This is a genomic window from Comamonas koreensis (assembly GCF_014076495.1).
Classification (GTDB): domain Bacteria; phylum Pseudomonadota; class Gammaproteobacteria; order Burkholderiales; family Burkholderiaceae_C; genus Comamonas; species Comamonas squillarum.
The window spans coordinates 229,717-252,544 of sequence record NZ_CP043575.1; the positions used below are offsets into that span (position 1 = coordinate 229,717).

The 22,828-nt window shown below is 64.9% G+C and carries 26 protein-coding genes; 10 read left to right on the forward strand and 16 right to left on the reverse strand.

The features are described from left to right. Positions 1 to 43 precede the first annotated feature (43 nt). Entirely contained in the window at positions 44 to 1,090 is a 1,047-nt protein-coding gene (locus F0Q04_RS01120; protein ID WP_021026802.1) for a rod shape-determining protein, read from the reverse strand. 212 nt (positions 1,091 to 1,302) lie between these two features. Here F0Q04_RS01120 and gatC point away from each other — a divergent pair, with 212 nt between their 5' ends. The 3 genes from gatC to gatB all read left to right on the forward strand — a co-directional run bounded on the left by gatC (position 1,303) and on the right by gatB (position 4,694). Beyond that, complete coding sequence (gene gatC, locus F0Q04_RS01125) at positions 1,303 to 1,602, forward strand: Asp-tRNA(Asn)/Glu-tRNA(Gln) amidotransferase subunit GatC (protein ID WP_182344037.1); 300 nt, start codon at positions 1,303 to 1,305, stop codon at positions 1,600 to 1,602. Positions 1,603 to 1,743: 141 nt separating this feature from the next. Beyond that, a complete protein-coding gene (gene gatA, locus F0Q04_RS01130; RefSeq protein ID WP_182344038.1) occupies positions 1,744 to 3,219 on the forward strand; it encodes an Asp-tRNA(Asn)/Glu-tRNA(Gln) amidotransferase subunit GatA in 1,476 nt (491 codons plus the stop codon). A gap of 20 nt (positions 3,220 to 3,239) precedes the next feature. Further along, positions 3,240 to 4,694, forward strand: a complete 1,455-nt coding sequence (gene gatB / locus F0Q04_RS01135) for an Asp-tRNA(Asn)/Glu-tRNA(Gln) amidotransferase subunit GatB (RefSeq protein WP_182344041.1) — start codon at positions 3,240 to 3,242, stop codon at positions 4,692 to 4,694. Between the two features lie 135 nt (positions 4,695 to 4,829). On the opposite strand, the gene F0Q04_RS01140 is transcribed toward gatB, so the two are convergent. The 6 genes from F0Q04_RS01140 to F0Q04_RS01165 form a co-directional block, all read right to left on the reverse strand. Further along, positions 4,830 to 4,982: a transcription initiation factor TFIID subunit D10 gene (locus tag F0Q04_RS01140; protein ID WP_182344043.1), complete on the reverse strand. Its 153-nt coding sequence runs from the start codon at positions 4,980 to 4,982 to the stop codon at positions 4,830 to 4,832. A 218-nt stretch (positions 4,983 to 5,200) separates the two neighbouring features. Beyond that, positions 5,201 to 5,983, reverse strand: a complete 783-nt coding sequence (locus tag F0Q04_RS01145; RefSeq protein WP_116926793.1) for a hypothetical protein — start codon at positions 5,981 to 5,983, stop codon at positions 5,201 to 5,203. Positions 5,984 to 6,090: 107 nt separating this feature from the next. Beyond that, a complete protein-coding gene (locus F0Q04_RS01150; protein ID WP_165841215.1) occupies positions 6,091 to 6,249 on the reverse strand; it encodes a hypothetical protein in 159 nt (52 codons plus the stop codon). A gap of 41 nt (positions 6,250 to 6,290) precedes the next feature. Beyond that, positions 6,291 to 6,419 (reverse strand): transcription initiation factor TFIID subunit D10, encoded by a 129-nt coding sequence (locus F0Q04_RS01155; protein WP_116926792.1) that lies wholly within the window; start codon positions 6,417 to 6,419, stop codon positions 6,291 to 6,293. A gap of 273 nt (positions 6,420 to 6,692) precedes the next feature. Next, the gene (locus F0Q04_RS01160) at positions 6,693 to 7,883 is read right to left on the reverse strand and encodes a hypothetical protein (protein ID WP_133248183.1); all 1,191 of its coding nucleotides are present in this window, start codon (positions 7,881 to 7,883) and stop codon (positions 6,693 to 6,695) included. Then, on the reverse strand, positions 7,880 to 9,265 hold the full coding sequence (locus F0Q04_RS01165; protein ID WP_133248182.1) for a hypothetical protein: 1,386 nt from the start codon (positions 9,263 to 9,265) through the stop codon (positions 7,880 to 7,882). The genes F0Q04_RS01160 and F0Q04_RS01165 overlap by 4 nt, the downstream gene beginning before the upstream one ends. Before the next feature lie 161 nt (positions 9,266 to 9,426). Here F0Q04_RS01165 and F0Q04_RS01170 point away from each other — a divergent pair, with 161 nt between their 5' ends. Both F0Q04_RS01170 and F0Q04_RS01175 read left to right on the forward strand, forming a co-directional pair. Next, positions 9,427 to 9,885, forward strand: coding sequence for a PaaI family thioesterase (locus F0Q04_RS01170; RefSeq protein ID WP_116926789.1), 459 nt, complete (start codon positions 9,427 to 9,429; stop codon positions 9,883 to 9,885). 58 nt (positions 9,886 to 9,943) lie between these two features. Further along, complete coding sequence (locus tag F0Q04_RS01175; protein WP_182344045.1) at positions 9,944 to 10,498, forward strand: nitroreductase family protein; 555 nt, start codon at positions 9,944 to 9,946, stop codon at positions 10,496 to 10,498. 63 nt (positions 10,499 to 10,561) lie between these two features. Here the strand turns inward: F0Q04_RS01175 and F0Q04_RS01180 are convergent, their stop codons facing one another. From F0Q04_RS01180 to serA, 6 genes are all read right to left on the reverse strand, one after another. After that, complete coding sequence (locus F0Q04_RS01180) at positions 10,562 to 11,653, reverse strand: ABC transporter ATP-binding protein (protein ID WP_116926787.1); 1,092 nt, start codon at positions 11,651 to 11,653, stop codon at positions 10,562 to 10,564. A 1-nt stretch (position 11,654) separates the two neighbouring features. Beyond that, complete coding sequence (locus F0Q04_RS01185) at positions 11,655 to 12,521, reverse strand: carbohydrate ABC transporter permease (RefSeq protein WP_232539471.1); 867 nt, start codon at positions 12,519 to 12,521, stop codon at positions 11,655 to 11,657. Next, entirely contained in the window at positions 12,511 to 13,518 is a 1,008-nt protein-coding gene (locus F0Q04_RS01190) for a carbohydrate ABC transporter permease (protein WP_182344050.1), read from the reverse strand. The genes F0Q04_RS01185 and F0Q04_RS01190 overlap by 11 nt, the downstream gene beginning before the upstream one ends. Before the next feature lie 19 nt (positions 13,519 to 13,537). Further along, the gene (locus F0Q04_RS01195) at positions 13,538 to 14,902 is read right to left on the reverse strand and encodes an ABC transporter substrate-binding protein (RefSeq protein ID WP_232539472.1); all 1,365 of its coding nucleotides are present in this window, start codon (positions 14,900 to 14,902) and stop codon (positions 13,538 to 13,540) included. Between the two features lie 109 nt (positions 14,903 to 15,011). After that, the gene (locus tag F0Q04_RS01200) at positions 15,012 to 15,968 is read right to left on the reverse strand and encodes a TauD/TfdA dioxygenase family protein (RefSeq protein WP_116926784.1); all 957 of its coding nucleotides are present in this window, start codon (positions 15,966 to 15,968) and stop codon (positions 15,012 to 15,014) included. Positions 15,969 to 16,161: 193 nt separating this feature from the next. After that, positions 16,162 to 17,391: a phosphoglycerate dehydrogenase gene (gene serA, locus F0Q04_RS01205; RefSeq protein WP_116926783.1), complete on the reverse strand. Its 1,230-nt coding sequence runs from the start codon at positions 17,389 to 17,391 to the stop codon at positions 16,162 to 16,164. Positions 17,392 to 17,715: 324 nt separating this feature from the next. Here serA and F0Q04_RS01210 point away from each other — a divergent pair, with 324 nt between their 5' ends. The 5 genes from F0Q04_RS01210 (at position 17,716) to F0Q04_RS01230 (ending at position 20,792) form a co-directional block, all read left to right on the forward strand. Beyond that, a complete protein-coding gene (locus tag F0Q04_RS01210; RefSeq protein ID WP_116926782.1) occupies positions 17,716 to 18,846 on the forward strand; it encodes an alkene reductase in 1,131 nt (376 codons plus the stop codon). A gap of 69 nt (positions 18,847 to 18,915) precedes the next feature. Beyond that, positions 18,916 to 19,488 carry a hypothetical protein gene (locus tag F0Q04_RS01215; protein ID WP_133248181.1) on the forward strand — a complete coding sequence of 191 codons (573 nt, stop codon included), beginning with the start codon at positions 18,916 to 18,918 and terminating at the stop codon, positions 19,486 to 19,488. Positions 19,489 to 19,502: 14 nt separating this feature from the next. Continuing rightward, positions 19,503 to 19,865 carry a hypothetical protein gene (locus tag F0Q04_RS01220; protein ID WP_116926780.1) on the forward strand — a complete coding sequence of 121 codons (363 nt, stop codon included), beginning with the start codon at positions 19,503 to 19,505 and terminating at the stop codon, positions 19,863 to 19,865. A gap of 95 nt (positions 19,866 to 19,960) precedes the next feature. Next, positions 19,961 to 20,191, forward strand: coding sequence for a hypothetical protein (locus tag F0Q04_RS01225; protein ID WP_021026822.1), 231 nt, complete (start codon positions 19,961 to 19,963; stop codon positions 20,189 to 20,191). A gap of 67 nt (positions 20,192 to 20,258) precedes the next feature. Then, positions 20,259 to 20,792, forward strand: a complete 534-nt coding sequence (locus tag F0Q04_RS01230) for a GNAT family N-acetyltransferase (RefSeq protein WP_182344052.1) — start codon at positions 20,259 to 20,261, stop codon at positions 20,790 to 20,792. Between the two features lie 11 nt (positions 20,793 to 20,803). Here F0Q04_RS01230 and F0Q04_RS01235 read toward each other — a convergent pair whose 3' ends face one another. Genes F0Q04_RS01235 through pyrE form a run of 3 tightly spaced genes read right to left on the reverse strand, consistent with a single transcriptional unit; the run spans position 20,804 to position 22,821 of the window. Further along, positions 20,804 to 21,424 (reverse strand): DNA-3-methyladenine glycosylase I, encoded by a 621-nt coding sequence (locus F0Q04_RS01235; protein WP_116926778.1) that lies wholly within the window; start codon positions 21,422 to 21,424, stop codon positions 20,804 to 20,806. A 16-nt stretch (positions 21,425 to 21,440) separates the two neighbouring features. Further along, complete coding sequence (locus tag F0Q04_RS01240; RefSeq protein WP_133248180.1) at positions 21,441 to 22,082, reverse strand: DUF4124 domain-containing protein; 642 nt, start codon at positions 22,080 to 22,082, stop codon at positions 21,441 to 21,443. A 40-nt stretch (positions 22,083 to 22,122) separates the two neighbouring features. After that, a complete protein-coding gene (pyrE, locus tag F0Q04_RS01245) occupies positions 22,123 to 22,821 on the reverse strand; it encodes an orotate phosphoribosyltransferase (RefSeq protein ID WP_021026826.1) in 699 nt (232 codons plus the stop codon). Positions 22,822 to 22,828: the final 7 nt, after the last annotated feature.

The following is a 22,828-nucleotide window of genomic DNA, read 5'->3' on the forward strand; positions in this document are numbered from 1 at the left end:
TGACGCTCGCCATTATTGCGTATCCGCGCGGAGGGCGCCCGGGTTATTCGCTGGTGAAGATGGTCACGCCCTTGCGGTCGAGCGTATCGAGGGCGATACCGCAGCCGCGCACCACGCAGGTCAGTGGCTCCTCGGCCACCAGCACCGGCAGGCCGGTTTCCTCGGCCAGCAGGCGGTCCAGGTCGCGCAGCAAGGCGCCGCCACCGGTCAGCATCATGCCGCGGTCGGCAATATCGGCCCCCAGCTCGGGCGGCGTTTGCTCCAGCGCGTTCTTCACGGCAGAGACGATTTGGTTCAGCGGCTCGGTCAGGGCTTCCAGCACCTCGTTGGAGCTGATGGTGAAGCTGCGCGGCACGCCTTCGGAGAGGTTGCGGCCCTTGACTTCGATTTCCTTGACTTCGGAGCCCGGGAACGCCGAACCAATGCTCTTCTTGATCAGCTCGGCCGTGGGCTCGCCGATCATCATGCCGTAGTTGCGGCGGATGTAGTTGATGATGGATTCGTCGAACTTGTCACCGCCCACGCGCACACTGCCCTTGTAGACCATGCCGCCCAGCGAGATCACGCCCACTTCGGTGGTACCGCCACCAATGTCGACCACCATCGAGCCCGAGGCCTCGGACACCGGCAGGCCGGCACCGATACCGGCAGCCATCGGCTCTTCGATCAGCTCCACCTGGGTGGCGCCAGCCTTGAGCGCAGCATCCTTGATCGCGCGGCGCTCGACCTGGGTCGAGCCGCAGGGCACGCAGATGATGATGCGCGGGCTGGGCGAGAGCAAGGTGCGGGGGTGCACCATCTTGATGAACTGCTTGATCATCTGCTCGGTGATCAGGAAGTCGGCAATCACACCGTCCTTCATCGGGCGGATGGCTTCGATATTGCCGGGCACCTTGCCCAGCATGGCCTTGGCTTCGCGGCCTACGGCCTGGATGACCTTGCGGCCATGGGTGCCACCTTCATGGCGAATCGCAACCACGGAGGGCTCATCGAGCACAATCCCTTTGTCGCGTGCAAAAATCAAGGTGTTGGCCGTGCCCAGGTCGATGGCCAGGTCGGTGGAAAAGTAGCGACGGAACGCTCCGAACATGCAAGTTTCCTCTAGGGCATGGAACGCGCTTCGGCGCTCCATCGCCCTTCATTGGTGTGTGGTGAGATGACAGAAGGGTTTTTGATGCGCAATGACCGACGTTGCCGCGTTATTGCGTCAAAGACGGGATAATACCCCATCCCCTGTGAATAACTTACAGGGCAACGCTTTCCGGCCCCGTTTTTTTACGACTGGTTTACATACGACTATCTATGGCCCTGACAAAAGATGACATTGCCCGCATCGCCAACCTGGCGCGGCTCGAATTATCCGGCTCCGAGAGTGAGCGCATGCTCTTGCAGATGAATAACTTTTTCGGCATTGTGGAGAAGATGCAGGCTGTGGATACCTCCGGTGTCATGCCCCTGTCACACCCCGTGGCCGCGATCCAGGAAATCAGCCTGCGCCTGCGCGATGACGTCATCAGCGAACCCAATAACCGGGAGGCCAACCAGCGCAGTGCCCCTGCCGTGGAAAAAGGCTATTTCCTGGTGCCCAAGGTGATTGAGTAATTCACAGCATCTTCAGGCCTGGCGGGCCGGGCAAACACCGGCCCCCGGCCGGGGTGGCAGCCCAGGCTTGCAGCCCGCCCCTGAGACCGGCGCCCCGCGCCCCTTCCCATTCACCGAGATCGCCAAGATCGCGAGATTTGCATGAGCATCCCTACCGAATTGCATGACTTGAGCGTGGCCCAGCTGGCTGCCAAGCTCAAAAGCCGCGAAGTGTCCTCCGTCGAGGCCGCCCAGCACTTTCTGGCCCGCGCCAAGACCCACCAGGATCTGGGTGCCTACATCCACATCAATGAAGACGTGACGCTGGCCCAGGCCCGCGCTGCCGATGCCGCCATTGCAGCGGGCACGGCCGGCAAGCTCGCCGGTGTGCCGATGGGCCACAAGGACCTGTTCGTCACCCAGGACTTCCCCACCACCGCGGGCAGCAAGATGCTGGCCGGCTACCAGTCGCCGTTTGACGCCACCATGGTGACCAAGCTGGCAGCTGCTGGCGCGGTCACGCTGGGCAAGCTGAACATGGACGAGTTCGCCATGGGCTCGGCCAACGAGAACAGCGCCATCAGCCCGGTGCGCAACCCCTGGGACACCAGCCGGGTTCCCGGCGGCTCGTCCGGCGGCTCGGCAGCAGCGGTGGCCGCGCGCCTGGCGCCTGCGGCGACCGGCAGCGATACCGGCGGCTCGATCCGCCAGCCTGCGTCGTTCTGCGGCATCACCGGCATCAAGCCCACCTATGGGCGCGCCAGCCGCTACGGCATGATCGCCTTCGCCTCCAGCCTGGACCAGGCCGGCCCGATGGCGCGCACCGCCGAAGACTGCGCGCTGCTGCTGAGCGAAATGTGCGGCCCCGACCTGGACCGAGACTCCACGAGCCTGGACCACCCGGCCGAAGACTTCACGCTGCACCTCAACGACTCGCTGGCCGGCCTGCGCATTGGCGTGCCCGCCGAGTTCTTTGGCGATGGCCTGAGCAGCGATGTGCGCGCCGCCGTCGATGGGGCTTTGAAGGAGTACGAAAAGCTGGGCGCCAAGCTGGTGCCCATCAGCCTGCCGCGCACCGAGCTGTCCATCCCCGTCTACTACATCATCGCCCCGGCCGAGGCCTCGTCCAACCTCTCGCGCTTTGATGGCGTGAAGTTTGGCCACCGCGCCAAGGACTACAGCGACCTGGTGGACATGTACAAGAAGACCCGCGCCGAAGGCTTTGGCGACGAGGTCAAGCGCCGCATCATGACCGGTGCCTATGTGCTCTCGCACGGCTACTACGACGCCTACTACCTGCAGGCGCAAAAGATCCGCCGCATGATTGCCGACGACTTCCAGACCGCCTTCCAGGACTGCGACCTGATCGCCGGCCCCGCTGCGCCCACCGTGGCCTGGGCACTGGGCGGCAAGAGCGACCCGCTTGCCAACTACCTGGCCGACATCTACACGCTGCCCGCGTCGCTGGCCGGCCTGCCTGGCCTGAGCGTTCCCGCCGGCTTTGGCGAAGGCGGCATGCCCGTGGGGCTGCAGCTGATCGGCAACTATTTTGGTGAAGCCAAGCTCCTGAACGCCGCCCACCAGCTGCAGCAAGCCACCGACCACCACCTGCGCCAGCCAACCGGCATCGCGAAGTAACGCAGGGAGGAAAACAGAACATGACCGAAACAAGCATCAAGCTCATCAACGGCTACGAAGTGGTGATTGGCTTTGAAACCCACACCCAGCTGGCCGCCAACAGCAAGATCTTCAGCCGCGCCAGCACCGCCTTTGGCGCCGAGCCCAACACCCAGGCCTGCGCCGTAGACCTGGCCCTGCCCGGCACCCTGCCGGTGATGAACAAGAAGGCCGTCGAATGCGCCATCAAGCTCGGCCTGGCGCTGGGCAGCACGATTGCGCCCGTCAGCATCTTTGCACGCAAGAACTACTTCTACCCCGACCTGCCCAAGGGCTACCAGATCTCGCAGTTCGAGATCCCGGTGGTGCAAGGCGGTGAGGTGAGCTTCTTTGTCGGCGACCAGAAAAAGACCGTGCGCCTGGTGCGCGCCCACCTCGAAGAAGACGCGGGCAAATCGGTGCACGACGAGTTCATCGGCCAATCGGGTATTGACCTGAACCGCGCCGGCACGCCGCTGCTGGAGATCGTCACCGAGCCCGACATGGGCAGCACCGCCGAGGCCGTGGCCTACGCCAAGGAACTGCACAAGATCGTCACCTGGATCGGCATCTGCGACGGCAATATGCAGGAAGGCTCGTTCCGCTGCGATGCCAACGTGTCCGTGCGCAAGCCGGGCCAGCCGCTGGGCACCCGCCGCGAGATCAAGAACCTGAACTCGTTCAAGAACATGCAGATCGCCATCGATTACGAAATCCGCTGGCAGATCGAAGAGATCGAAGACGGCCGCGCGATCCAGCAGGCCACCGTGCTGTTCAACCCCGATACCGGCGAGACCCGTGCGATGCGCACCAAGGAAGACGCGGCCGATTACCGCTATTTCCCCGATCCGGACCTGCCGCCGCTGGTGGTCGCCGACAGCTGGGTGCAGGCTGTGAAGGCCGAGATGCCCGAGCTGCCGCGCCAGCGCGCCGACCGCTTTGTGGCCGACTACGGCCTGCCCGAGTACGACGCCACCACCCTGACCCAAAGCCAGGCGATGGCCGACTACTTTGAAGCCGCCGCCAAGGCCAGCGGCCAGCCCAAGCTGGCCAGCAACTGGGTGATGGGCGAGATCTCGCGCCGCCTGAACATGGAAGAGATCGGCATGGACCAGGTCAAGGTCAGCGCCGCGCAGCTGGGCACCTTGATCGCCCGCATCCACGGCAATGTCATCAGCAACAACAGCGCCAAGCAGGTGTTCGAAGCGCTCTGGAGCGGCGAAGGCACCGACGTCGACGCCGTCATCGACGCCAAGGACCTCAAGCAGTCCAACGACACCGGCGCGCTCGAAGCCATCATCGACGAGGTGATCGCCGCCAACCCCGGCAATGTCGAGCAGTACAAGGCCGGCAAGGACAAGGCTTTCAACGCCCTGGTCGGCCAGGTGATGAAGGCTTCCAAGGGCAAGGCCAACCCGGGCCAGGTCAATGAGCTGCTGAAGGCCAAGCTGGCCTGATCTCCCCGCCACCGCTGACAGCAAGAAGCCTCCAGCAATGGAGGCTTTTTTACGGGCTTGCCAGGCATGCACCCTGGCTGACCCTCCTGGTTATCGCGCGTTGGCGACTACCAGTTGCTTAGGCCAATGCGGGCTTCAGCGCTGCTGCTGGGAGCGGTCTTGCTGACCAGGCTGCTTTTGCTGCGGCGACTGCTGCTGGTGTTGCTGCTCTTTGGGCGAGCCGGGCTTTTGGCCCGATTGCTGCTGGTTCACCTGGTTGGGATTGCGTTGGCTGTTTGGCTGATTCATAGCGTTAGCTCCTTCAAGATGATGACCGGGCGACATGCCCTGCCATGGCTCTATGCTCGCGCTGCAGCCGAACGGCCGGTGTAGGAATTGACGCGCCGCTTGCATCGAGACGTTTCTCGGTGCACATTTTGCAAAGCCGCTTTGTGCATTCCAGGCGGTAAGCAGCGCAGGGCCGCCTACATTCCTTTTCCGTCCTTCACAGAAATACAAGCGAGGCTTTACTCCCAGCGGTCGGCCATATCTTCGGTATAGCCCATCACCAGGATGCGCTGGGTTTGCAGCAGCGCTGGCAAGGCTTGCCAGCCCGCATGGGCCAGCAGCGCCTCATCACCCGTGGCATACAGCGCCCGCAAATCCTCCACCAGCGCCTGGGCCTGCACGGCACCGGGCGGCTGCACGCGAGCCAGTGCCATCCAGGCGGCGCCCATGGCCAACAGCTGGTAGCCATGCTGCTCGGCCAGATGCTGGTGGATGGCGTGGTTTTGAAAGCTGTCCCAGTCTGCGCTGAAATAGCCATTGGGTTGGCCAGCAATCAGCGGATCGCCTTGGGCCAACGGCAGGCGCTGGATATAGACGACGTCATCGAGCAGCAGATCAGGCGCGCGATTCGCGGCCAGCAGTGCGTCGAGATCGCTGGCGCTTACCGCCAGGCTGCCGCAGACATCGGCCCAGCGTTGCGGGCCCTGGCGCAGCTGGCGCGCGCGGTGCTGCAGCGCCTGCAGATCCCAGGCCGCCTCCTGCACTGGGTCGTCCCAGTCCATATCCGGCGGGCTGGCCAGGTAGAGCCGGTCATCCTGGCTGGCATGGCCGCTGGTGTAGCTGCCCTGCTGGATATCGTCCAAGGTGCACAGATAGCGGTGCGCGGGGTCTGCGGCGCGCAGCGCTTCGACATGCGCCAGCAAGGCGGTCAGGCTGCCAACTTCTTCGATCCATTGGTAGGCAAAGCTGTAGTTGGTGCGGGGGTACGGCGGGCTGGGCTGCGCGAAGAATCCGGTGTTCATGGAGGTCTGCTGGCTGGGGGATGGAGAGCGCCAGTATCGCCGCGCATGCCCTGCCGCGCCCACAAAAAAGCCCGCATCGTGCGGGCTTTGGCGCAGGGTTCAGAAGATCAGCACATCTGTGCGTTGTCCGGCGTCTTGGGCTCGGTGCCCAGTTGGCGCCGGTTGCACTTGCACTGCTGCTGCGAGTACTTGGCCTCGCGCAACGGCTGGCCCTGTTGCAGCGGCCAAGGCTGCTGCTTGGTCATCGGCAATGGCAGTTGTTGCATGGGGTGCTCCGTGTGGTCTTCGTGGGCCGCGCTGTCGCAGCCTACTTCTGCGAGGACTGCTTGCGGTCCTGCTGGCCCGGTTGCTGCTGCTTCGGGGATTGCTGCTGTTGCTGCTGCTCCTTTTTCTGGGCAGGGTGCTGTCCGGACTGTTGGTGGTTCTGCTGGTTCATGGCGTTTACTCCTTCAGTGTCAGGTTGGCGGCAGGGACAAACGCCTGCCGTAAGGACATGGTGCCGCTGCAGGGTGGCGCTGGCTGTAGGAGTTTTGGAGATTCGTTTGGCTTTACGTAAACAGGCCGGTGGATTTGCAAAATTTCTTTACAAAACAGCGCTGTAGGCCAGCCAATAACTATCGGATGGCCCTGCACTTTTATCGTCCACTATCCACGTTGACAATGGGCCGCCCGGGCCGCGTGTGCTTGCCTTTGAACAGGTTCTTAGGCCTCAGTCCTCGCTGGGTTGCTCGAGGCGCTTTTGGGGCTGAAAGTCGACCAAGGTCTGGCCCTCGTTGTCGATCACCAGGGCTGGCAGGTTCAAGCCGGTGCTCAGGTAAAAACCGCCGGGCCAGGCCTGGGCCGCCAGGTGCTCGCCGTCAAACAGCAACTGCGGCATCTCGCGCGTGGACTTGCGCCACACCACTTGCAGGCTGTGCGCATCGACGATCTGCAGCACCACCTCGGCGGCGGTGGTAGGGGTCTCGTCGTAGCGCATCAGCACACGGTCCGCATTGCGGGCCAGCACCTCGCCGCTGAACTGCACCGGTACGCTGGCCACCGCGGCAATCTGGGTAATGCCCGCGTCGCGCAGCGCCTGGCGGCTGACGACAAAACCATCGCTGACCGGCTGGTAGAGCTTGGGGGCGGCGCGCACCTGCTTGTCGGCGCTGGAGTGCACGCTCAGCCGTGGCCAGCGCTCAAACTCGCCTGGCCTAACTTTTTGCGCAAACTGCAGCAAGATCATCGGCATGCCGTACTGGGCCACGTCGGTGTCAAAGTCGGCATAGTCGATGCGCGAGGCCGTCTGCGGGTACTGTGCCCAGGGGCGCTGCTGCCAGCGCTGCAGCCGCTCGGCCCAGGGGTAGAGCTCGCCACTGGCCCAGTACAGCGCATAGCGGTCGCCGGTATTGCTGGTCACATCCAAGAGGCCCGGCTCGCGCAGCTCGCCAAACGCATATTTGGACACGCCTGTGCCCAGCTCGGCCGCAAAGCGCTGGCGCAGCGCGGCATCCATCGGCGCAAACGCGGTCTGCGCCGGCTCGCGCAGCCACCAGTGCCGGTCATTGAGCAGCAGCGACAGCTGGCCATGGGCCTCGCTGCGCAAGCGCGCCGGCTGGCGCAGCTGGGCGCGCGGCAGCACAATGCGCTGGGGCTCGCCCAGCAGCTGCTTGGCCTGCAGGTCGTTGTCCAGCAGCACAAACACATCGTCCTGCGCGGTGCTGTGCTTCATCACCCGCAGCATGCGCAGGCTGCCGTCCTCCCCTTGGTAGATGGCCGAGGCGGCCACATCGCCCAGCTCCTCGGCCTTGTCTGCACCCGATTGCAGCAGCTTGACCGTCGCGGGCACCAGCAGCGGCAGCACAAAAAAGAACAGAAAGCCCAGGCCCATCGGAAGATAAAAACGCCGAGGAATGCTCACTGCGCAGCTCCTGCGGCCGCAGCCCCAAAGTCCTGCAGCACCTCGCCGTCATCGCCAATCAGCAGCGCGGGCTGGCGCATGTCGTTGACCAGCAAAAAGCCGGCGCTGACGGCCTGGCCGGTGACATACATGCCGCCTTCGCGCTGGCCCAGTGCGGGCAACTGGTCGATGGTGCGGCTCCACACCACCTGCTCGCTGGCCTTGTCCAGCAGCTGGATCACGCGCCCCTCCTGCCGCAGCGGCGTGGGGTTGTAGGCCAGCAGCAGGCGGCGCGCGTTCTCGGCCATCACATCGGCATGGAAGCGCGGCACCGCCGGCTGCACCACCTTGATGCGCAGCAGGCCCCGGTCCTTGGTGGCATAGGGGCGGGTCGAGAAGCCATCGCCAATGGCCACATAGCTGCGCGGCGATGTCTGCACCTCGCGGCTGTCGCTGGGCTGCAGGTCGTAATAGCCAAAGTAGGCGGGCTGGCCGGGCTCGTGCCGCCACCAGGACTGCACCAGCACGGCGCGGTTCTCCTCGCCGGTCGGGCGGGGCAGCGATTCATAGCGGTAGAAGGCGATCTCCTGGCGGTAGCCGGCCTGGGCCTTTTCGTAGAGGCTGCTGCTGTCGGCCGCCGGCCAGATCTGGCCGATCAGCCAGTACACCAGGTATTTGCTGCCGCTGCGGCTGGTGACCTCCAGGCTGTCGGGCCGGTCGCGGCCCTTGGGCGCTACGCCCACGATGCCCTCGCCCAGCTGCGCGGCAAATTTCTCACTGAGCTGGGGCAGCAGATCGACAAAGCGCAGGCTCGCCAGATCCAGCCGCCAAAAGCCGCGTTCCCGCAAAAACAGGTAGAGCTGGCCGTCCGAGAAAAACTGCAGCTCGGCCCGCCCGGAGCTGCCGGCCCAGGGCATGGCCATGCGCTGGGGCTCGCCCAGGCTGGCGCCGGTGGCCGCATCACGGACCAGCACGCGGTAGACCACATCGCCCTGCTCGCGGTTTTCAAACAGCTGCACGAGCAAGCGCTGGCCGTTGCGCTCGATCAGCGTCGTCGCCTCACTGCGGCCCAGTGCCAGCTGCGGTGCCTTGTCTTGCCAGGCAGTGGGCAGCTTCAGCTGGAGCCCGGGTTGCAGCCGGGGCAGCCACCAGGGGATGGACACCAGCATGGCCATCGCCACCGCCAGCCAGGGCAGGTGCTGGCGCAACCGCGCCCCGTTTGGCGCCCCTGGCGCGGCCTGACCAGCCGCGAAGGACTGGCCCTGCAGCTGCTCCAGCCGGAACTGCGCGCCGCACTGCAGGCAGGCAAAGCGGTCGCGCGCACCTGCGCTGCGGCAGTTCGCTGCGCCGCAGCGCGGGCAATACGGGGATGACAGAGAGGACGACGGGGGCCAGACGGGCATAAGCCAGCGATGATAAACCGAGGGCACAGAAGTGGAGGCAGCCGCTTTGCAAACGAAGCTGGGCGCCGCTGGGGCGGCGACTCCCAGGTGTCAGCCATGCGGCGCGGCTTGGCGGCCCAGCCGCTAATATCCAAGGTTTTGAACCTGCTGCGCCCTGCCCCATGACCACCACTGCATCCCCCGCTGTTGCCAACGACATCCCCGCCTACACCGTGGATGAGCCCGCCAACCAGATCTTCGGCCTCGGCATGGCCATGGCCGAGGCCTTCTTGCTCAAGGGCGAGGCGATCGGCAATGAGCGCGCCCGGGTGCGCATGCCCTACCAGAAGCAATACACCAACAGCCGGGGCGATATGCATGGCGGCGCCATCGCCACCTTGCTCGATGTGGGCCTGTCCTGCGCCGCTCGCGCGCATGATCCGTTGCGCTATGGCGTCATCACCGTGGACCTGACCATTCATTACATTGCGCCGGGCAGCGGCGATGTGGTCTGCACGGCCGTTTGCGAAAAGCGCGGCAAGAGCCTGTCCTTTGTGCGCGGCGAGCTGCATGACGATGCCGGCAACCTGTTGGGCCTGGCCACCGGCACCTTCAAGCTGGTCGATAAACAAAAAATCTAAGCCTGCAAAAAACCGGCAGATATGGCATGCTGGCGGTCTTATTGCTCACTTTTTGACCATGACGACGCGCCAATCCACCCATGCCATCCATCCCCAGTTTCTGGACCGTTTCTCGCCCCGCGCCTTCTCGGGCAAGGCGCTGACGCACAAGGACATCGAGACCATTGTGGAAGGCGCACGCTGGGCCCCTTCGGCCAGCAACAAGCAGCCCTGGCACTTTGCCTATTCGATCAACGGCGATGCCAACTGGCAGGCGTTTTCCACCATTCCCAACGAGTTCAACCGCCGCTGGTGCCTGAATGCCGGCGCCCTGTTGGTGGTGCTGTCGAACAAGGACGAGTCTCCCGCGCCCAGCTTTGACACCGGTTGCGCCTGGGGCTACCTGGCCCTGCAAGCCCATGCGATGGGCCTGGCCACCCACGCCATGGGCGGCATCGAGCGCGATGCTGCACGCGCCGTGCTCAAGCTCGGTGACAACTGGCAGGTCGAATGCCTGGTCGCCATTGGCGAGCGCGGCGACAAGTCCAGCCTGCCCGCCGACCTGGCCGAGCGCGAGACGCCCTCGCCGCGCAAGGCGCTGTCGGAAATCTTGACCGCAGGCCCCCTGGCTTAAACACCGGCACCCAGCAACGCAAAGGCTCCCGACTGGAAGCCTTTGTGCATGAGGTACTTGGTATTAAGCGACGTTGAGGCGCTCGCCACTTTGCCGGTCAAACACATGCCAGTGCTGCGGCGCCGTGTGCCAATGCAGCGCCTGGCCGGGCGCCAGCGCCAGGCGTTCCTTGACGGTCGAAATGAGTGGCTGCTGGCCAAAGCGGCTGACCACCTGGGTTTCGGCGCCGGTGGGCTCCACCACCTCGACGGTCGCAGCGCTAGTGGCGACACCGCTCAGGGGCGCCACTTCCAGCTGCACATGTTCGGGCCGCACGCCCAGCCACAGCGCACGCTCGCCCTGGGCCTGCAGGCCGGGCAGCAGCGGCAGGCGCAGGCCATCGTCGGTCACCAGCTGCCAGCCGTCCTGCGCTGGCTGGCTGCGGGCGGCAATCAGGTTCATCGAGGGCGAGCCAATGAACTGCGCGACAAAGGCATTGCGTGGCCGGTCGTACAGCTCCAGCGGCGTGCCCACCTGCTCGATCAGGCCGTCGCGCATCACCACGATGCGGTCGGCCATGGTCATGGCCTCGATCTGGTCATGCGTCACATAGACCGTGGTGGTGCGCAGGCGCTGGTGCAAGGCCTTGATCTCGGTGCGCATCTGCACGCGCAGCTTGGCATCCAGGTTGGACAGCGGCTCGTCAAACAAAAAGGCCAGTGGCTCGCGCACAATGGCGCGGCCCATGGCCACACGCTGGCGCTGGCCGCCCGACAGCTGGGCAGGCAGGCGGGCCAGCAGCGGCTCCAGGCCCAGAATCTCGGCCACCTGCTGCACGCGCTGCGCAATGGCTGCGGGCGCCTGGCGCTGCAGCTTGAGCGCAAAGCCCAGGTTCTCGGCCACCGTCATATGCGGGTAGAGCGCATAGTTCTGGAACACCATCGCAATATTGCGCTCGCGCGGCGGCACATCGTTGATGAGCTGGCCACCCAGCACGATCTGGCCGCTGCTGACCTCTTCGAGCCCGGCGAGCATGCGCAGCAAGGTGGATTTACCGCAGCCAGATGGGCCGACCAGCGCCACAAACTCGCCCTCGGCGATATCGAGCGAAATACCCTTGAGCACATCGTGCCCCTCAAAATGCTTGCGCAGCTGTCTCAATGCAATCGAAGCCATGTCAGTCCTTAACGCCACCGGCGGTGAGGCCGTGAACGAGGTATTTGCGCACCAGCACCGTGAACAGCAGCACCGGCAGCATCACCAGGGTGCCGGCCGCTGCAATCTTGGTCCACTCCCAGCCGTCGTACTGCAGAAAATTGACGATGGCCACCGGCGCCGTCACCGCCTGCGTGCGGGTCAGAATCAGTGCGAAGAAAAAGTCGCTCCACGAAAAGATGAAGCACAGCACGGCGGTGGCCACCAGGCCCGGCCGGGTCAGTGGCAAGGTCACATGCCAGAAGGCCGACCAGATGCTGCAGCCGTCCATCCAGGCCGCCTCTTCGAGCGCCGTGGGAATGGCCTCAAAAAAGCCCTGCATCATCCAGATCACGATGGCCAGGTTGAAGGTCAGGTAGACCAGCACCAGGCCCCAGACGGAATCGAGCAGGCCCAGCCAGCGAAATGCCAGAAAGAACGGAATCGTGAACGCAATGGGCGGCGCCATGCGTGTGCACAGCACCCACAGCGCCACCTGGCGCCGCTGCTTGAAGCGCCAGCGCGACAGCGCATAGGCAGCGGGCACCCCCAGGAGCAGCGACAGCCCGGTGGACAGCACACTCACCAGCAAGCTGTTGCCAAAGGAGCGTGCAAAGTTGTCCTGCCACAGGCCCGCAAAGGCCTCCAACGTGGGGCTGAAGACAAGATCCAGCGACAGCGCATCGCCCGCCGGGCGAAAGGCCATCTGCACCATCCACAAAAAAGGCAGCAGCACCACCATCAGCACCACCACGGCAGCGGTGCTGAGCAGATGGCGCTGCGCGCCTTGCACGGCGCGTTGCCATACGGGCAGCGCAGGTGCTGCGTGGTGCCAGGTCTCAGCGTGCATGGGCATCTCCCTTGGCCCGGCCCAGGCGGCTGACCAGTGCGCTCAGCACAAAGATGATGGCCAGCATCACCACCGCAATGGCGCTGCCGTAGCCCCAGTACGAGAAGTTGAAGGCCTGGATAAAGCCGTAGAAATTGGTGACCTCGGTCACGGTGCCCGGCCCGCCATTGGTCAGCACATACAAGAGCGGAAAGGCCTTGAAGCTGTCGATCAGGCGGAACAGCGCGCAGACCACCAGGGTGCGCTGCAGATAGGGCAGCACGATGTAGACAAACACCTGCCAGCGGTTGGCGCCATCGATGCGGGCGGCATCGACCGGGTCGCGCGGCACCATCTGCAGCTGGGCCAGCACCATCAGCATCGTGAACGGGAACCACTGCCAGACATCGGCGGCCACAATGGCCCACAGCGCGGTGTCGGGGTTGGCGATCAGCGAGCGCAGCGGCCAGCCCCACTGCTCGAGCAGCGCATGCATCGGGCTGATGTCGGGCGTGTAGATGATCTTCCAGACCAGGGCCACCACAATCGGCGGCAGCACCATCGGGATCAGAAAGAACGTGCGCAGGCCCGCGACCACCCGGCTGCTGCTGTGCAGCAGCAAGGCCAGGCCCAGGCCGACGAGCAGCTGCAGCAGCACACTGACCGACGAGAGCTTGGCCTGCACCCAGAGCGAATCGACAAAGCGCTGGTCCTGCAGCAGCTGCGCATAGTTGCCGGCGGGCTGCTCAAAATGGAAGGTCGCTGCTGGGTCGGTCAGGCTCAGCGGCGTGAGGCTCACTACCACCAGCGTGACCAGCGGCAGCAAGGTGATGGCGGCCAGCACCACCAGTGCGGGTGCCAGGCCCAGGCCATAGGCCCGTGCCGATTCGCGCTGCCAGTTGCGCTGCCAGTTGCGCGACGCTGCAGCCGCAGCGGGCTTGCCGCGCGCCTGGCTGGGCAGCGGGCGCGCGGGTCCGGTGTCGAGCGCCTGCGGCGCGAGAGATGCAGTGGGCGGCATGGGCGCGCTCCCTCGCCACTCAGACCGAGACGCCGGCGCGGCGCAGCTCGGCAATCGACGCGGTCTGCGCCTGCTTCATCGCCTGCTCAGGCGTGCGCTGGCCCGTCACGATCAGCTCAATGGCCTTGTTGATCTGCTGGTCCACCTGCGGGTAGGCAGCCACGGTGCGGTATTTCATATGGCCTTGCTTGGCCGACAGCTCCACCGACGATGTCACCAGCGACGCGATGTCATAGCCGTTGACGCGCTGGCGCTCACGGTAAGCGGCCGAGTCAATGTCCGAGCGCCGCGTGGGCGAGCCGTAACCTGCAGCCACGGCGCGCTGCAAGGTTTCCTTGGACGTGGCCCAGCGGATGAACTGCCAGGCGGCATCCTTGTTCTTGCTGCCCACCGGAATGCCCCAGCCATGGATGGCCGTGCCCGGAAAGCGCCCGGCCACACCCTTGGGCACCTGGCCCCAGGCCGCCGATGCCGCCACCTTGCTACTGGACTTATCGGCCAGCTGCGAGAGGTTGATCTGGCCTTGCACGCTCAAATGGCTGCGCCCGGCCTTGAGCGACTGCACGGCCTGGTCCGAGGTGTAGGAGACCACACCGTCGGGCCCGTACTCGCGCAGCAGGCGGGCAAAGTAGTCGGCCGCCGCTATCGCCTCGGGGCTGTCCAAGGTGGGGAACAGGTCATCGGGCGCCTTGCGGAACACATCGCCGCCAAAGGCCTGCAGGAACGGGATGAAGGTCCAGCCATAGTGGTTGTCGGTGACAAAGCCGGCCGCGCGCTCCTTGCGGTTGAGCAGCTTGGCCGCTTGCAGCCAGGCGTCTGTCGTATCGGGAAAGGCCAGGCCCGACTGCTGGAGCACATCAAAGCGCGAGGCCGCCGCAATCGTGACCTCGGCCTGCCAGGGGATGCCGTAGAGCTGGCCATCGCGGCCGCGCTCGGGCGCCAGCGCGCCTTCGAGAAAGTCGCGGATGTCAAAGCTCGCCGGCGTCTTGTTGGGGTCGTTGATATAGCCATCGAGCGGCGTCAGCCAGCCCGAATTGATCCAGCGGCTCGAATAGATGAAGGTGACATTGACCGCATCAAAGGCCGCCCCCTTGGTGGACAGCTCCAGGTCAGCGCGCTGGTTGTAGACCGGAAAGCCGGGCGTGTCGAAATTGACTTTGGCGCCCGTGGCCTCCTCGAACTCGGGAATCCAGGGCCGCAGCAGCTTGGAATACGGCGAGCTGTACAGCGAGGTATTGAGCGTTACGCCCTTGAGCGGCTTGCTGTCCAGCGCCAGTGCCGGAAAGCCCAGCACGCTGCCGGCGCCGGCCGCCAGCGCAGAGGCCAGCAGCTTGCGGCGCGGCACCAGCAGGCCGCCTTCGTAGTGGTAGGTGGTTCGGGTCATGGAAACTCTCTGTGGTGCGCGCAGGCGGCCATCGCCATCTGCGATCGGTGTGTTGCTGTTGGGGAGGGCGCTGCGCCCAGCCGGTGCGCCTGGCCGCCGCTCAGGCTGCTCAGGCCGCTGCCGGCTCGCGCACGGTCAGGTCGACGCTGGTGCGGCCATCGACCGAGGTCGCCACGTCGCCGGTGACCGTCACGCGCCGCATCACGCGGTGGGCATCGGCATAGTCATTGATGGCGTAGTGCTGGGTGGCGCGGTTGTCCCAGATGGCAACATCGCCCGGCTGCCAGTGCCAGCGCACGGTGTTTTCCAGCCGCACGATGCGCTCATGGAAGAGCTGCAGCAAGGCGGCAGACTCGTTGCTGCGCAGGCCCTTGATGCGCTTGGCAAAGTGGCCCAGCAGCAGCGCCTTCTCGCCCGTCTCGGCATGCACATGCACCAAGGGCTGCTCGGACTCGATGGTCTTGCTGGTGAAGACCTTGCGGTAGCTCGCCCGGCCCTGCGTCTCGGTCTGGCTGGCGGCTGTGTTCTGGCGGAAGTTCTCCGCATAGTCGTAGTCATTGCCATGCACGGCCCAGAGCTGCTCGGCGAGCTGCTGCAGCGGCGCGGGCAGGCCTTCATAGGCGGCCACGGTATTGGCCCAGACGGTGTCGCCACCATGGCCGGGCAAGGTCACGGCGCGCAGCACACAGACCTTGGGGAAGACCGCCTTGAAGGTCACATCGGTGTGCCAGGAATCGGCCCGGCCGCCGTGCTGCGAGTTGAGCTCCAGAAAGGCCGTGCCATCGGGCGCGGGCACGGTAGGGTGGGCCTCGATCTCACCAAACAAACGGCCAAAGGCCTGGTGGCCGGCGTCATCGAGGTGCTGCTGGCCCCGGAAGAAAATCACCCGGTGCTGCAGCAGCGCTGCCTTGATCTGGGCAAACAGCGCCGGTTCCAATGCACCCGACAGCGACACCCCATGCACCACCGCGCCGATGCGGCCCGCCAGGGGCTCGACGTGCAGGGCCGTAGCTGCAGCGGCATCGGCCGCTGGGCTCAGGTGGCGAACATTGGTGATGGCATTCATGGGCGCTCCTCGTGGTCTGGCAATCGGGTTGAAGCCTTCATGCTAGGCAGCGGGGTGCGCCACCACAACGACGCATTTCATGCATCGATATGCCAACAGCAGCTAAGAAAAAAGAGGCATAAGCCTCTTTCTTCGGTGTCTAAAGCCATCTACCGCATCGGCGCCGCTGGTTCGCCGTACGGTGGGCGCGGCATCAGAACAGCACGCGGCAGCGGATCGTGCCGGCGATCTGGGCCAGCTTCTCCAGCGCCAGGGCCGACGATTCCTGGTCGATATCGATCACCACATAGCCCACCTTTTCATCGGTGCGCAGGTACTGGCCGGCGATGTTGATGCCGTTGTCGGCCAGCACCTGGTTGATGGCCGACAGGATGCCTGGGCGGTTCTCGTGCACGTGCAGGATACGGTTCTTGCCAGGGTGCTCGGGCAGGGCCACTTCGGGGAAGTTGACCGCCGAGGTGGTGGTGCCGTTGTCGCTGTACTTGACCAGCTTTTCTGCCACTTCCAGGCCGATATTGGCCTGGGCTTCCATCGTCGAGCCGCCGATGTGCGGGGTCAGGATCACGTTGTCCATGCCGCGCAGCGGCGACTGGAACTCGTCCTTGTTGCTCTTGGGCTCGACCGGGAACACGTCGATGGCCGCGCCCAGCAGCTTCTTGGCTTGCAGCGCCTGGGCCAGCACGTCGAGGTCCACCACGGTGCCGCGCGAGGCATTGATCAAAATGCTGCCAGGCTTCATCGCCGCGATCTGGGCCGCGCCAATCATGTTGTGGGTCGAGGCCAACTCGGGAACGTGCAGGGTCACGATGTCGGACTGCGCCAGCAGCGCGTTGAGGTTGGCCGCCTGGTGCGCATTGCCCAGCGGCAGCTTGGTGACCACATCATGGAACACGACCTTCATGCCCAGGCCTTCGGCAAGCACCGACAATTGCGTGCCGATCGAGCCGTAGCCGACGATGCCCAAGGTCTTGCCACGGATCTCGAAGGAGTTGTCGGCGCTTTTCTTCCAGCCGCCCCGGTGCGATACCGCGTTCTTCTCGGGGATGCCGCGCAGCAGCAAGATGGCCTCGGCCAGCACCAGCTCCGCGACAGAGCGTGTGTTGGAGAAGGGCGCATTGAACACCGCAATACCGCGCTCGCGCGCCGCATTCAGATCGACCTGGTTGGTGCCGATGCAAAAACAGCCCACTGCCACCAGCTTGTTGGCCGCAGCAAACACATCGGCCGTCAGCTGCGTGCGCGAGCGGATGCCGACAAAGTGCACGTCGGCAATCTTGCGCTTGAGCTCTTCGCCCTCCAAGGCGCCGGTCAGCGCCTCGACCTGGGTATAGCCTGCCGCCTGCAACACCTTGAGCGCAGAAGGGTGGATGCCCTCGAGCAGCAAGAACTTGATCTTCGATTTATCCAGCGATGTTTTGGTCATGAATGCGCGCTTTCTCTTTCACAAACGACTGCGGTCTGCCCACCAGGCTGCGATCGGCAGCTAGCAGACCCGGGTCGATCATGGCGCAGAACCTTTGCCATTACGTGTTGTCGGGTTGACCCTAGGTTGTATCGCAGCAGGGCTGGCGCCCAATCACCTGCGCCAGCTTGCCCGCCGCCCCACAGCAAACCTTTGATTTGTTGGGTATTTAAGAATCCAAGGCCTTCGCTGACAGCGCCCGGGCTTCAACCCTGGCCTGCAAAGGGCGGGGCTGCGTGGTACAAAAAGCGGGTGATTTTGTGACACAACCACCAGGAGTTTTGTATGACAAGCACCGCAACCCATAACCTGTTTGAACCTGTGCAGGTGGGTGATCTGGCCCTGGCCAACCGCATTGCGATGGCCCCGTTGACGCGCAACCGTTCGCCCAAGGCCGTTCCCCAGCCGATGGCAGCCACCTACTATGCCCAGCGCGCCAGCGCCGGGCTGCTGATCACCGAGGCTACCGCCATCAGCCACCAGGGCCAGGGTTATGCCGATGTGCCCGGCCTGTACGAGCAGGACCAGCTCGATGGCTGGAGCAAGGTCACCAGCGCGGTGCATGCCAAGGGCGGCAAGATCGTCTGCCAGCTGTGGCATGTGGGCCGTGTCTCGCACCGCCTGCTGCAGCCGGACCAGCAGGCCCCCGTGGCGCCCTCGGCCATCACTGCCAAGACAAAGACCTACCTGATCGACCCGGCCACCGGCGAAGGCCGCTTCGAGCCGACCTCCGAGCCGCGCGCGCTGGATGCCGAGGAGATCCCCGGCATCGTGCACAGCTTTGCTGCGGCCGCCCGCAATGCGGTCAAGACCGCCGGCTTCGATGGCGTCGAGATCCACGGCGCCAACGGCTACCTGCTCGACCAGTTCTTGAAGACCGGCGCCAATGCGCGCCGCGACGACTACGGCGGCTCGATCGAAAACCGCGCCCGCCTGACCTTGGAAGTCACCCGCGCGGTGATCGACGCGGTCGGCCGTGGCAAGGTCGGCATCCGGCTCTCGCCCGTCACCCCCGCCAATGGCATCGACGACGCCGATCCCCAGAGCCTGTTCACCTACCTGGCCCACCAGCTGGCGCCGCTGGGCCTGGCCTATATCCATGTGATCGAAGGCGCCACCGGCGGCCCGCGTGAAGTCGAAGGCCGTCCCTTCGACTACGAGGCCTTCAAGGCGGAATACCGCCGCGCCGGCGGCAAGGCCGCCTGGATGGTGAACAACGGCTATGACCGTGCGCTGGCCGAGCAAGCCGTAGCCAGCGGCCAGGCCGATATCGTCGCCTTTGGCCGGCCCTACATTGCCAACCCCGACCTGGTCGAGCGCCTGCGTAGCGGCGCGGCGCTGAACACCGGCGACAGCAGCACCTACTATGGCGGCGGCGAGAAGGGCTATACCGACTACCCCACCCTCGCCGGCTAAGCGCCTTGAACGGCCTGGGCCTACAAAGGCCCGGGCCGCGGCTTTACCGGATTTTGGTAGAGTGCGCAGATGCCATTGACTCCCCTCTTCCGCACCACGTTCTGTCTGCTGCTGGTCCCCGGCCTGGCCGCCTGCTCCAGCCTCTGGCCCTCCAAAAAAGAGGCCCAACCGGCGCCACGTGCGCCCCAGCAGGCTCCCGCAGACAAACCGGCACCGCAGGCCCCGTCACCTGCGGCGGCCAGCATCAGCGAAGCCGACCTGGCCGGCGTCTGGGAATGCCAGTTCCAGATCAGCATGGGCAAGGACAGCGCCAGCTTTACCTATACCAACCAGTTCAACCCCGACCACAGCCTGCGCTCGCAGGCCTTTTTGGTCTATGACATGCCCAGCACCGACCAGCAATACCGCTTTGTGCTGCAAGGCACGGGCCAGTGGCGCATGGACGGCAGCACCATCACGATGATCGTGCCCGAGGTGGTCAAGCAGGACCGCTCCGAGCACAAGAAGCCCGAGCTGATGCAAGACAAGGATCTGGTGCCCGAAGATTTGAGCGACACCTGGGCGGTGCAGGCCCACAAGGGCAAGAACCTGCGCGTGACCGTGGGCAGCCTGGCTGACTCCATGCTCTGCAACAAGGAATAAAGGCCGGGCCTGCCATGGATTCGCTGACTCTGGCCTTTTTGCCGCTGGCCCTGTGGTGGCCGGTGGCCCTGGGCCTGTCCTTGCTGCTGGTGCTCGCCGCCGTGCTGTGGATGTTTGTGCAAAACCGCCCCACCCGGCAGCGCGCAGCAGGTGGCGGCCCCGCCTGGCTGCCCTGGGCCTTTGCGCTGTTGGCGCTGGCCTGGTGGGCCTGCGGCTTGGCGCTGGCCTTGTGGCCGCTGAGGGAGCTGGACGAACTGGGCCAGTGGGCCCGCGCACCCAGCTATGTGCTGGTGCCGCTGTGGATTGGCGGCATTGCCTGGGTGGGCGCGCTCCTGGTGCAGCGCCTGCTGCGCAGCACAGCGGCCATGCGCGGCTAAGAACCTGTTCAAAGCACCGGTTTGGTGGCGATTGCCGATTGACAGCCGCCCCATTTGCGCGACACTGGTGTTTACATCTGAGTTGGAGGCTTGCCATGACCGATATCGACAGCATCAACCTCGACAAGCTGCGCAATATTGTGCAGAAGTTCACGCACCGCGACTTCACGGCCGCCCAGATTGCCGACGACTACTGGGATGGCGCTGCCGAGCAGATCGGCGCCAGCGGCGCACAGTTTGAAGCCGTATTGCAGCGCAACGCGGCGCTGCTGGGCATACAGACCGTTGGCAGCCACCAGCCCGCCCGCTGGCATGTAGCGGCTTAACGGCTGTTTCACCTCCCCCTCTTCCCTGTCGCACAGCACCGCCGCCCAGCGGTGCTAGGCTTGCACCATGCTGCAGCCCGAACGCCTCCATTTCCGCGATTTCTCCCCCGCCGACCTGTTCGTCGTCGCCCATGCGATGGGTGATGCGCGGCTGACCGCGTTCTACGGGCTGGAAACAGAGCACAGCGATGCCCGCGCGATTGCGCAGGAGCAACTCGATTGGTATGCGTCCGTCGCCAGTGAGGGCAGCGGCTGGTGGCAGGCGGTGCTGCTCGATGGCGCCGTCATCGCGGCCGTCGGCCTCTACGACCATGACGACGAAGCCGACAGCGCCGATCTGGGCTACTGGCTGCTGCCCGACCACTGGGGCCAGGGTTGGATGGACCAGGCGCTGCGCCAGTGGCTGCCCAGCGCCTTTGCGCGTCTGGACTTGCACAGCGTGGTGGCCTATGTGGAGCCTGGCAATGCGGCATCGACCCGGCTGCTGGACCGCCTGGGCTTTTGCCACGAAGGCCTGCTGCGCGACTGCAGCAAGCGCGATGGAGCGTATGTATCGCTGCAGCGCTATTCGCTGCTGGTCAGCGAACTGGCTGGGCTGTAGCGCAACAGCGCTCAGCCCGCCGGCTGGCCATCGCGCACATGGCAGCCCTGCAGATGGTCATTGACCATGCCCATGGCCTGCATGAAGGCATAGACCGTGGTCGGGCCGACAAACTTCCAGCCGCGTTTTTTCAGGTCCTTGGACAGGGCGACCGCCTCGGGCGGCACACCCATCTGGCGCACGGCCTCCAGCGTGATGCGCTCGGGGCGGCTGGCGGGTGCTGGCGCAAAGCGCCACAGGTAGGCGTCAAAACTGCCGAACTCGCGCTGCACTTCGGCCAGGCGCTGGGCATTGTTGATCACCGCCTCGATCTTGCCCCGGTGGCGCACAATGCCGGCATCGGCCAGCAGGCGCTGCACATCGTCGGCGCCAAACTGCGCCACCTGCAGGGCATCAAACTGTGCAAAGGCGGCTCTGAATGACGCGCGCTTGTTCAGAATCGTCAGCCAGCTCAGGCCCGCCTGAAAGCCTTCGAGGCAGATCTTCTCGAACAGCCGGCGGTCGTCATGCACGGGGAAGCCCCATTCATGGTCATGGTAGTGCTGGTAGAGGGGCGAGGCCATGCACCAGCTGCAGCGCGCGCGCTGGTCGTCGGCCAGCGCCAGGCCTGGGGCGAGGGAGTCAAGAGGCATGGGGGCGTGCGCACGGCTACTTGGCAGCCGGGCTCCAGTAGGGTTTGAGGCTTTGGGCCTCTTCGTCAAAGCGCAGATTGGTGGCCTTGATCTCGTCGTTGATCGTGGCGATCTGCTCGTCCACTTCCTTGAAGTCACGGCGGTTGCCATCGAGGCGCGCCTGCAGCGGGGCGGGCGCCTTGCTCGGGTCCTTCTTGTAGAACTCCATGTCCTGGTCGATCTTCTTGCGGTCTTCCAGCAAGAAGCTGCGGCGCTCCTGCACGATGCGGATCTGGGCGCGCAGCACGTCGACGGCTTCAGCGCGTTCGGCGTCATGCGCGGCCTTGCTGGGGAAGCGGGTCGCCAGTGCCCGCTCGCGGCGCTTGCCGTCATTGGCGCGGTAGCGCTCTTCGGCCTCACGGCGCTGCTGGGCGGCCTGCTCGGCGCGCTCGCGCTCGGAGTAAGCAGGCCCGACCGTGCGTACCGCACCGCCGGGCATCGTGACCTGCTGCTCACGGTCCGCGCAGGCGGCAATGGGCCGGTCCGCCGTCAGGCGGCGCCCGCCCGCATCGACGCAGCTGTAGACCATGGTCGTAGACGGGGACTTTTGGGCATGGCTGGCGCCAGCGAGCATCAGCATCGCCATGGCCCAAGCAGCGGCACACCGGTCCTTGCGCATCGTCAGATCCTTATCATTCAAAACTATCGAATTCTAATAATCAATTGCCAACGCCATAACGTTCCCGGTACGCCAGCACCTGACTGTGGTGTTCACGCATCGAATCGGCGGCCGCACCCTGGGCCAGAAAGGCCAGCAGGTCCTCCAGCTTGGCGATGGTGCAGACCTGCATGCCCAGCTGGTCACGCACATATTGCACCGCACTATGCGCCACATCCTTGCCATTCTCAGTGGCTTTTTCCTGTCTGTCCAATGCAATGGCCATGGCGTGGGGGATGGCGCCCGCGCCCTGGATCAGCGCAATCGATTCGCGCGCGGCGGTGCCGGCCGACATCACATCGTCAATGATCAGCACGCGGCCCTTGAGGGGCGCACCCACCAGGCTGCCGCCTTCGCCGTGGTCCTTGGCCTCTTTGCGGTTATAGGCAAAGGGCACGTTCTTGCCCTGGCGCGCCAGCTCCACGGCCACGGTCGCAGCCAGCGGAATGCCCTTGTAGGCCGGGCCGAACACCATGTCGAATGCCACACCGCTGGCCAGAATTGCTTTTGCATAGAATTCGGACAGCCGCGCCATCTTGGCGCCGTCATCGAACAGGCCCGCATTGAAGAAATACGGGCTGATGCGGCCGGCCTTGGTGGTGAACTGCCCAAAGCGCAGCACGCCCGCGTCCACGGCAAACTCTACAAAATCCTGCGCCAGCTGCGCATCCGCGCCTGACTGTGGGAGACTAACGACCATGACCCAA

Bases quoted from the DNA above. Each gene is read 5' to 3' on its own strand.
- F0Q04_RS01225 (WP_021026822.1), top strand. From the start codon at position 19,961: ATGACCGATATCGACAGCATCAACCTCGACAAGCTGCGCAATATTGTG.
- F0Q04_RS01200 (WP_116926784.1), bottom strand. From the start codon at position 15,968: ATGAATGCCATCACCAATGTTCGCCACCTGAGCCCAGCGGCCGATGCC.
- F0Q04_RS01175 (WP_182344045.1), top strand. From the start codon at position 9,944: ATGACGACGCGCCAATCCACCCATGCCATCCATCCCCAGTTTCTGGAC.
- F0Q04_RS01235 (WP_116926778.1), bottom strand. From the start codon at position 21,424: ATGCCTCTTGACTCCCTCGCCCCAGGCCTGGCGCTGGCCGACGACCAG.
- F0Q04_RS01155 (WP_116926792.1), bottom strand. From the start codon at position 6,419: ATGAACCAGCAGAACCACCAACAGTCCGGACAGCACCCTGCCCAGAAA.
- F0Q04_RS01220 (WP_116926780.1), top strand. From the start codon at position 19,503: ATGGATTCGCTGACTCTGGCCTTTTTGCCGCTGGCCCTGTGGTGGCCG.
- pyrE (WP_021026826.1), bottom strand. From the start codon at position 22,821: ATGGTCGTTAGTCTCCCACAGTCAGGCGCGGATGCGCAGCTGGCGCAG.
- F0Q04_RS01190 (WP_182344050.1), bottom strand. From the start codon at position 13,518: ATGCCGCCCACTGCATCTCTCGCGCCGCAGGCGCTCGACACCGGACCC.
- serA (WP_116926783.1), bottom strand. From the start codon at position 17,391: ATGACCAAAACATCGCTGGATAAATCGAAGATCAAGTTCTTGCTGCTC.
- F0Q04_RS01180 (WP_116926787.1), bottom strand. From the start codon at position 11,653: ATGGCTTCGATTGCATTGAGACAGCTGCGCAAGCATTTTGAGGGGCAC.
- F0Q04_RS01150 (WP_165841215.1), bottom strand. From the start codon at position 6,249: ATGCAACAACTGCCATTGCCGATGACCAAGCAGCAGCCTTGGCCGCTG.
- F0Q04_RS01120 (WP_021026802.1), bottom strand. From the start codon at position 1,090: ATGTTCGGAGCGTTCCGTCGCTACTTTTCCACCGACCTGGCCATCGAC.
- F0Q04_RS01140 (WP_182344043.1), bottom strand. From the start codon at position 4,982: ATGAATCAGCCAAACAGCCAACGCAATCCCAACCAGGTGAACCAGCAG.
- gatB (WP_182344041.1), top strand. From the start codon at position 3,240: ATGACCGAAACAAGCATCAAGCTCATCAACGGCTACGAAGTGGTGATT.
- F0Q04_RS01165 (WP_133248182.1), bottom strand. From the start codon at position 9,265: ATGCCCGTCTGGCCCCCGTCGTCCTCTCTGTCATCCCCGTATTGCCCG.
- F0Q04_RS01240 (WP_133248180.1), bottom strand. From the start codon at position 22,082: ATGCGCAAGGACCGGTGTGCCGCTGCTTGGGCCATGGCGATGCTGATG.
- F0Q04_RS01170 (WP_116926789.1), top strand. From the start codon at position 9,427: ATGACCACCACTGCATCCCCCGCTGTTGCCAACGACATCCCCGCCTAC.
- F0Q04_RS01185 (WP_232539471.1), bottom strand. From the start codon at position 12,521: ATGCACGCTGAGACCTGGCACCACGCAGCACCTGCGCTGCCCGTATGG.
- gatA (WP_182344038.1), top strand. From the start codon at position 1,744: ATGAGCATCCCTACCGAATTGCATGACTTGAGCGTGGCCCAGCTGGCT.
- F0Q04_RS01145 (WP_116926793.1), bottom strand. From the start codon at position 5,983: ATGAACACCGGATTCTTCGCGCAGCCCAGCCCGCCGTACCCCCGCACC.
- F0Q04_RS01230 (WP_182344052.1), top strand. From the start codon at position 20,259: ATGCTGCAGCCCGAACGCCTCCATTTCCGCGATTTCTCCCCCGCCGAC.
- F0Q04_RS01195 (WP_232539472.1), bottom strand. From the start codon at position 14,902: ATGACCCGAACCACCTACCACTACGAAGGCGGCCTGCTGGTGCCGCGC.
- F0Q04_RS01215 (WP_133248181.1), top strand. From the start codon at position 18,916: ATGCCATTGACTCCCCTCTTCCGCACCACGTTCTGTCTGCTGCTGGTC.
- F0Q04_RS01210 (WP_116926782.1), top strand. From the start codon at position 17,716: ATGACAAGCACCGCAACCCATAACCTGTTTGAACCTGTGCAGGTGGGT.
- gatC (WP_182344037.1), top strand. From the start codon at position 1,303: ATGGCCCTGACAAAAGATGACATTGCCCGCATCGCCAACCTGGCGCGG.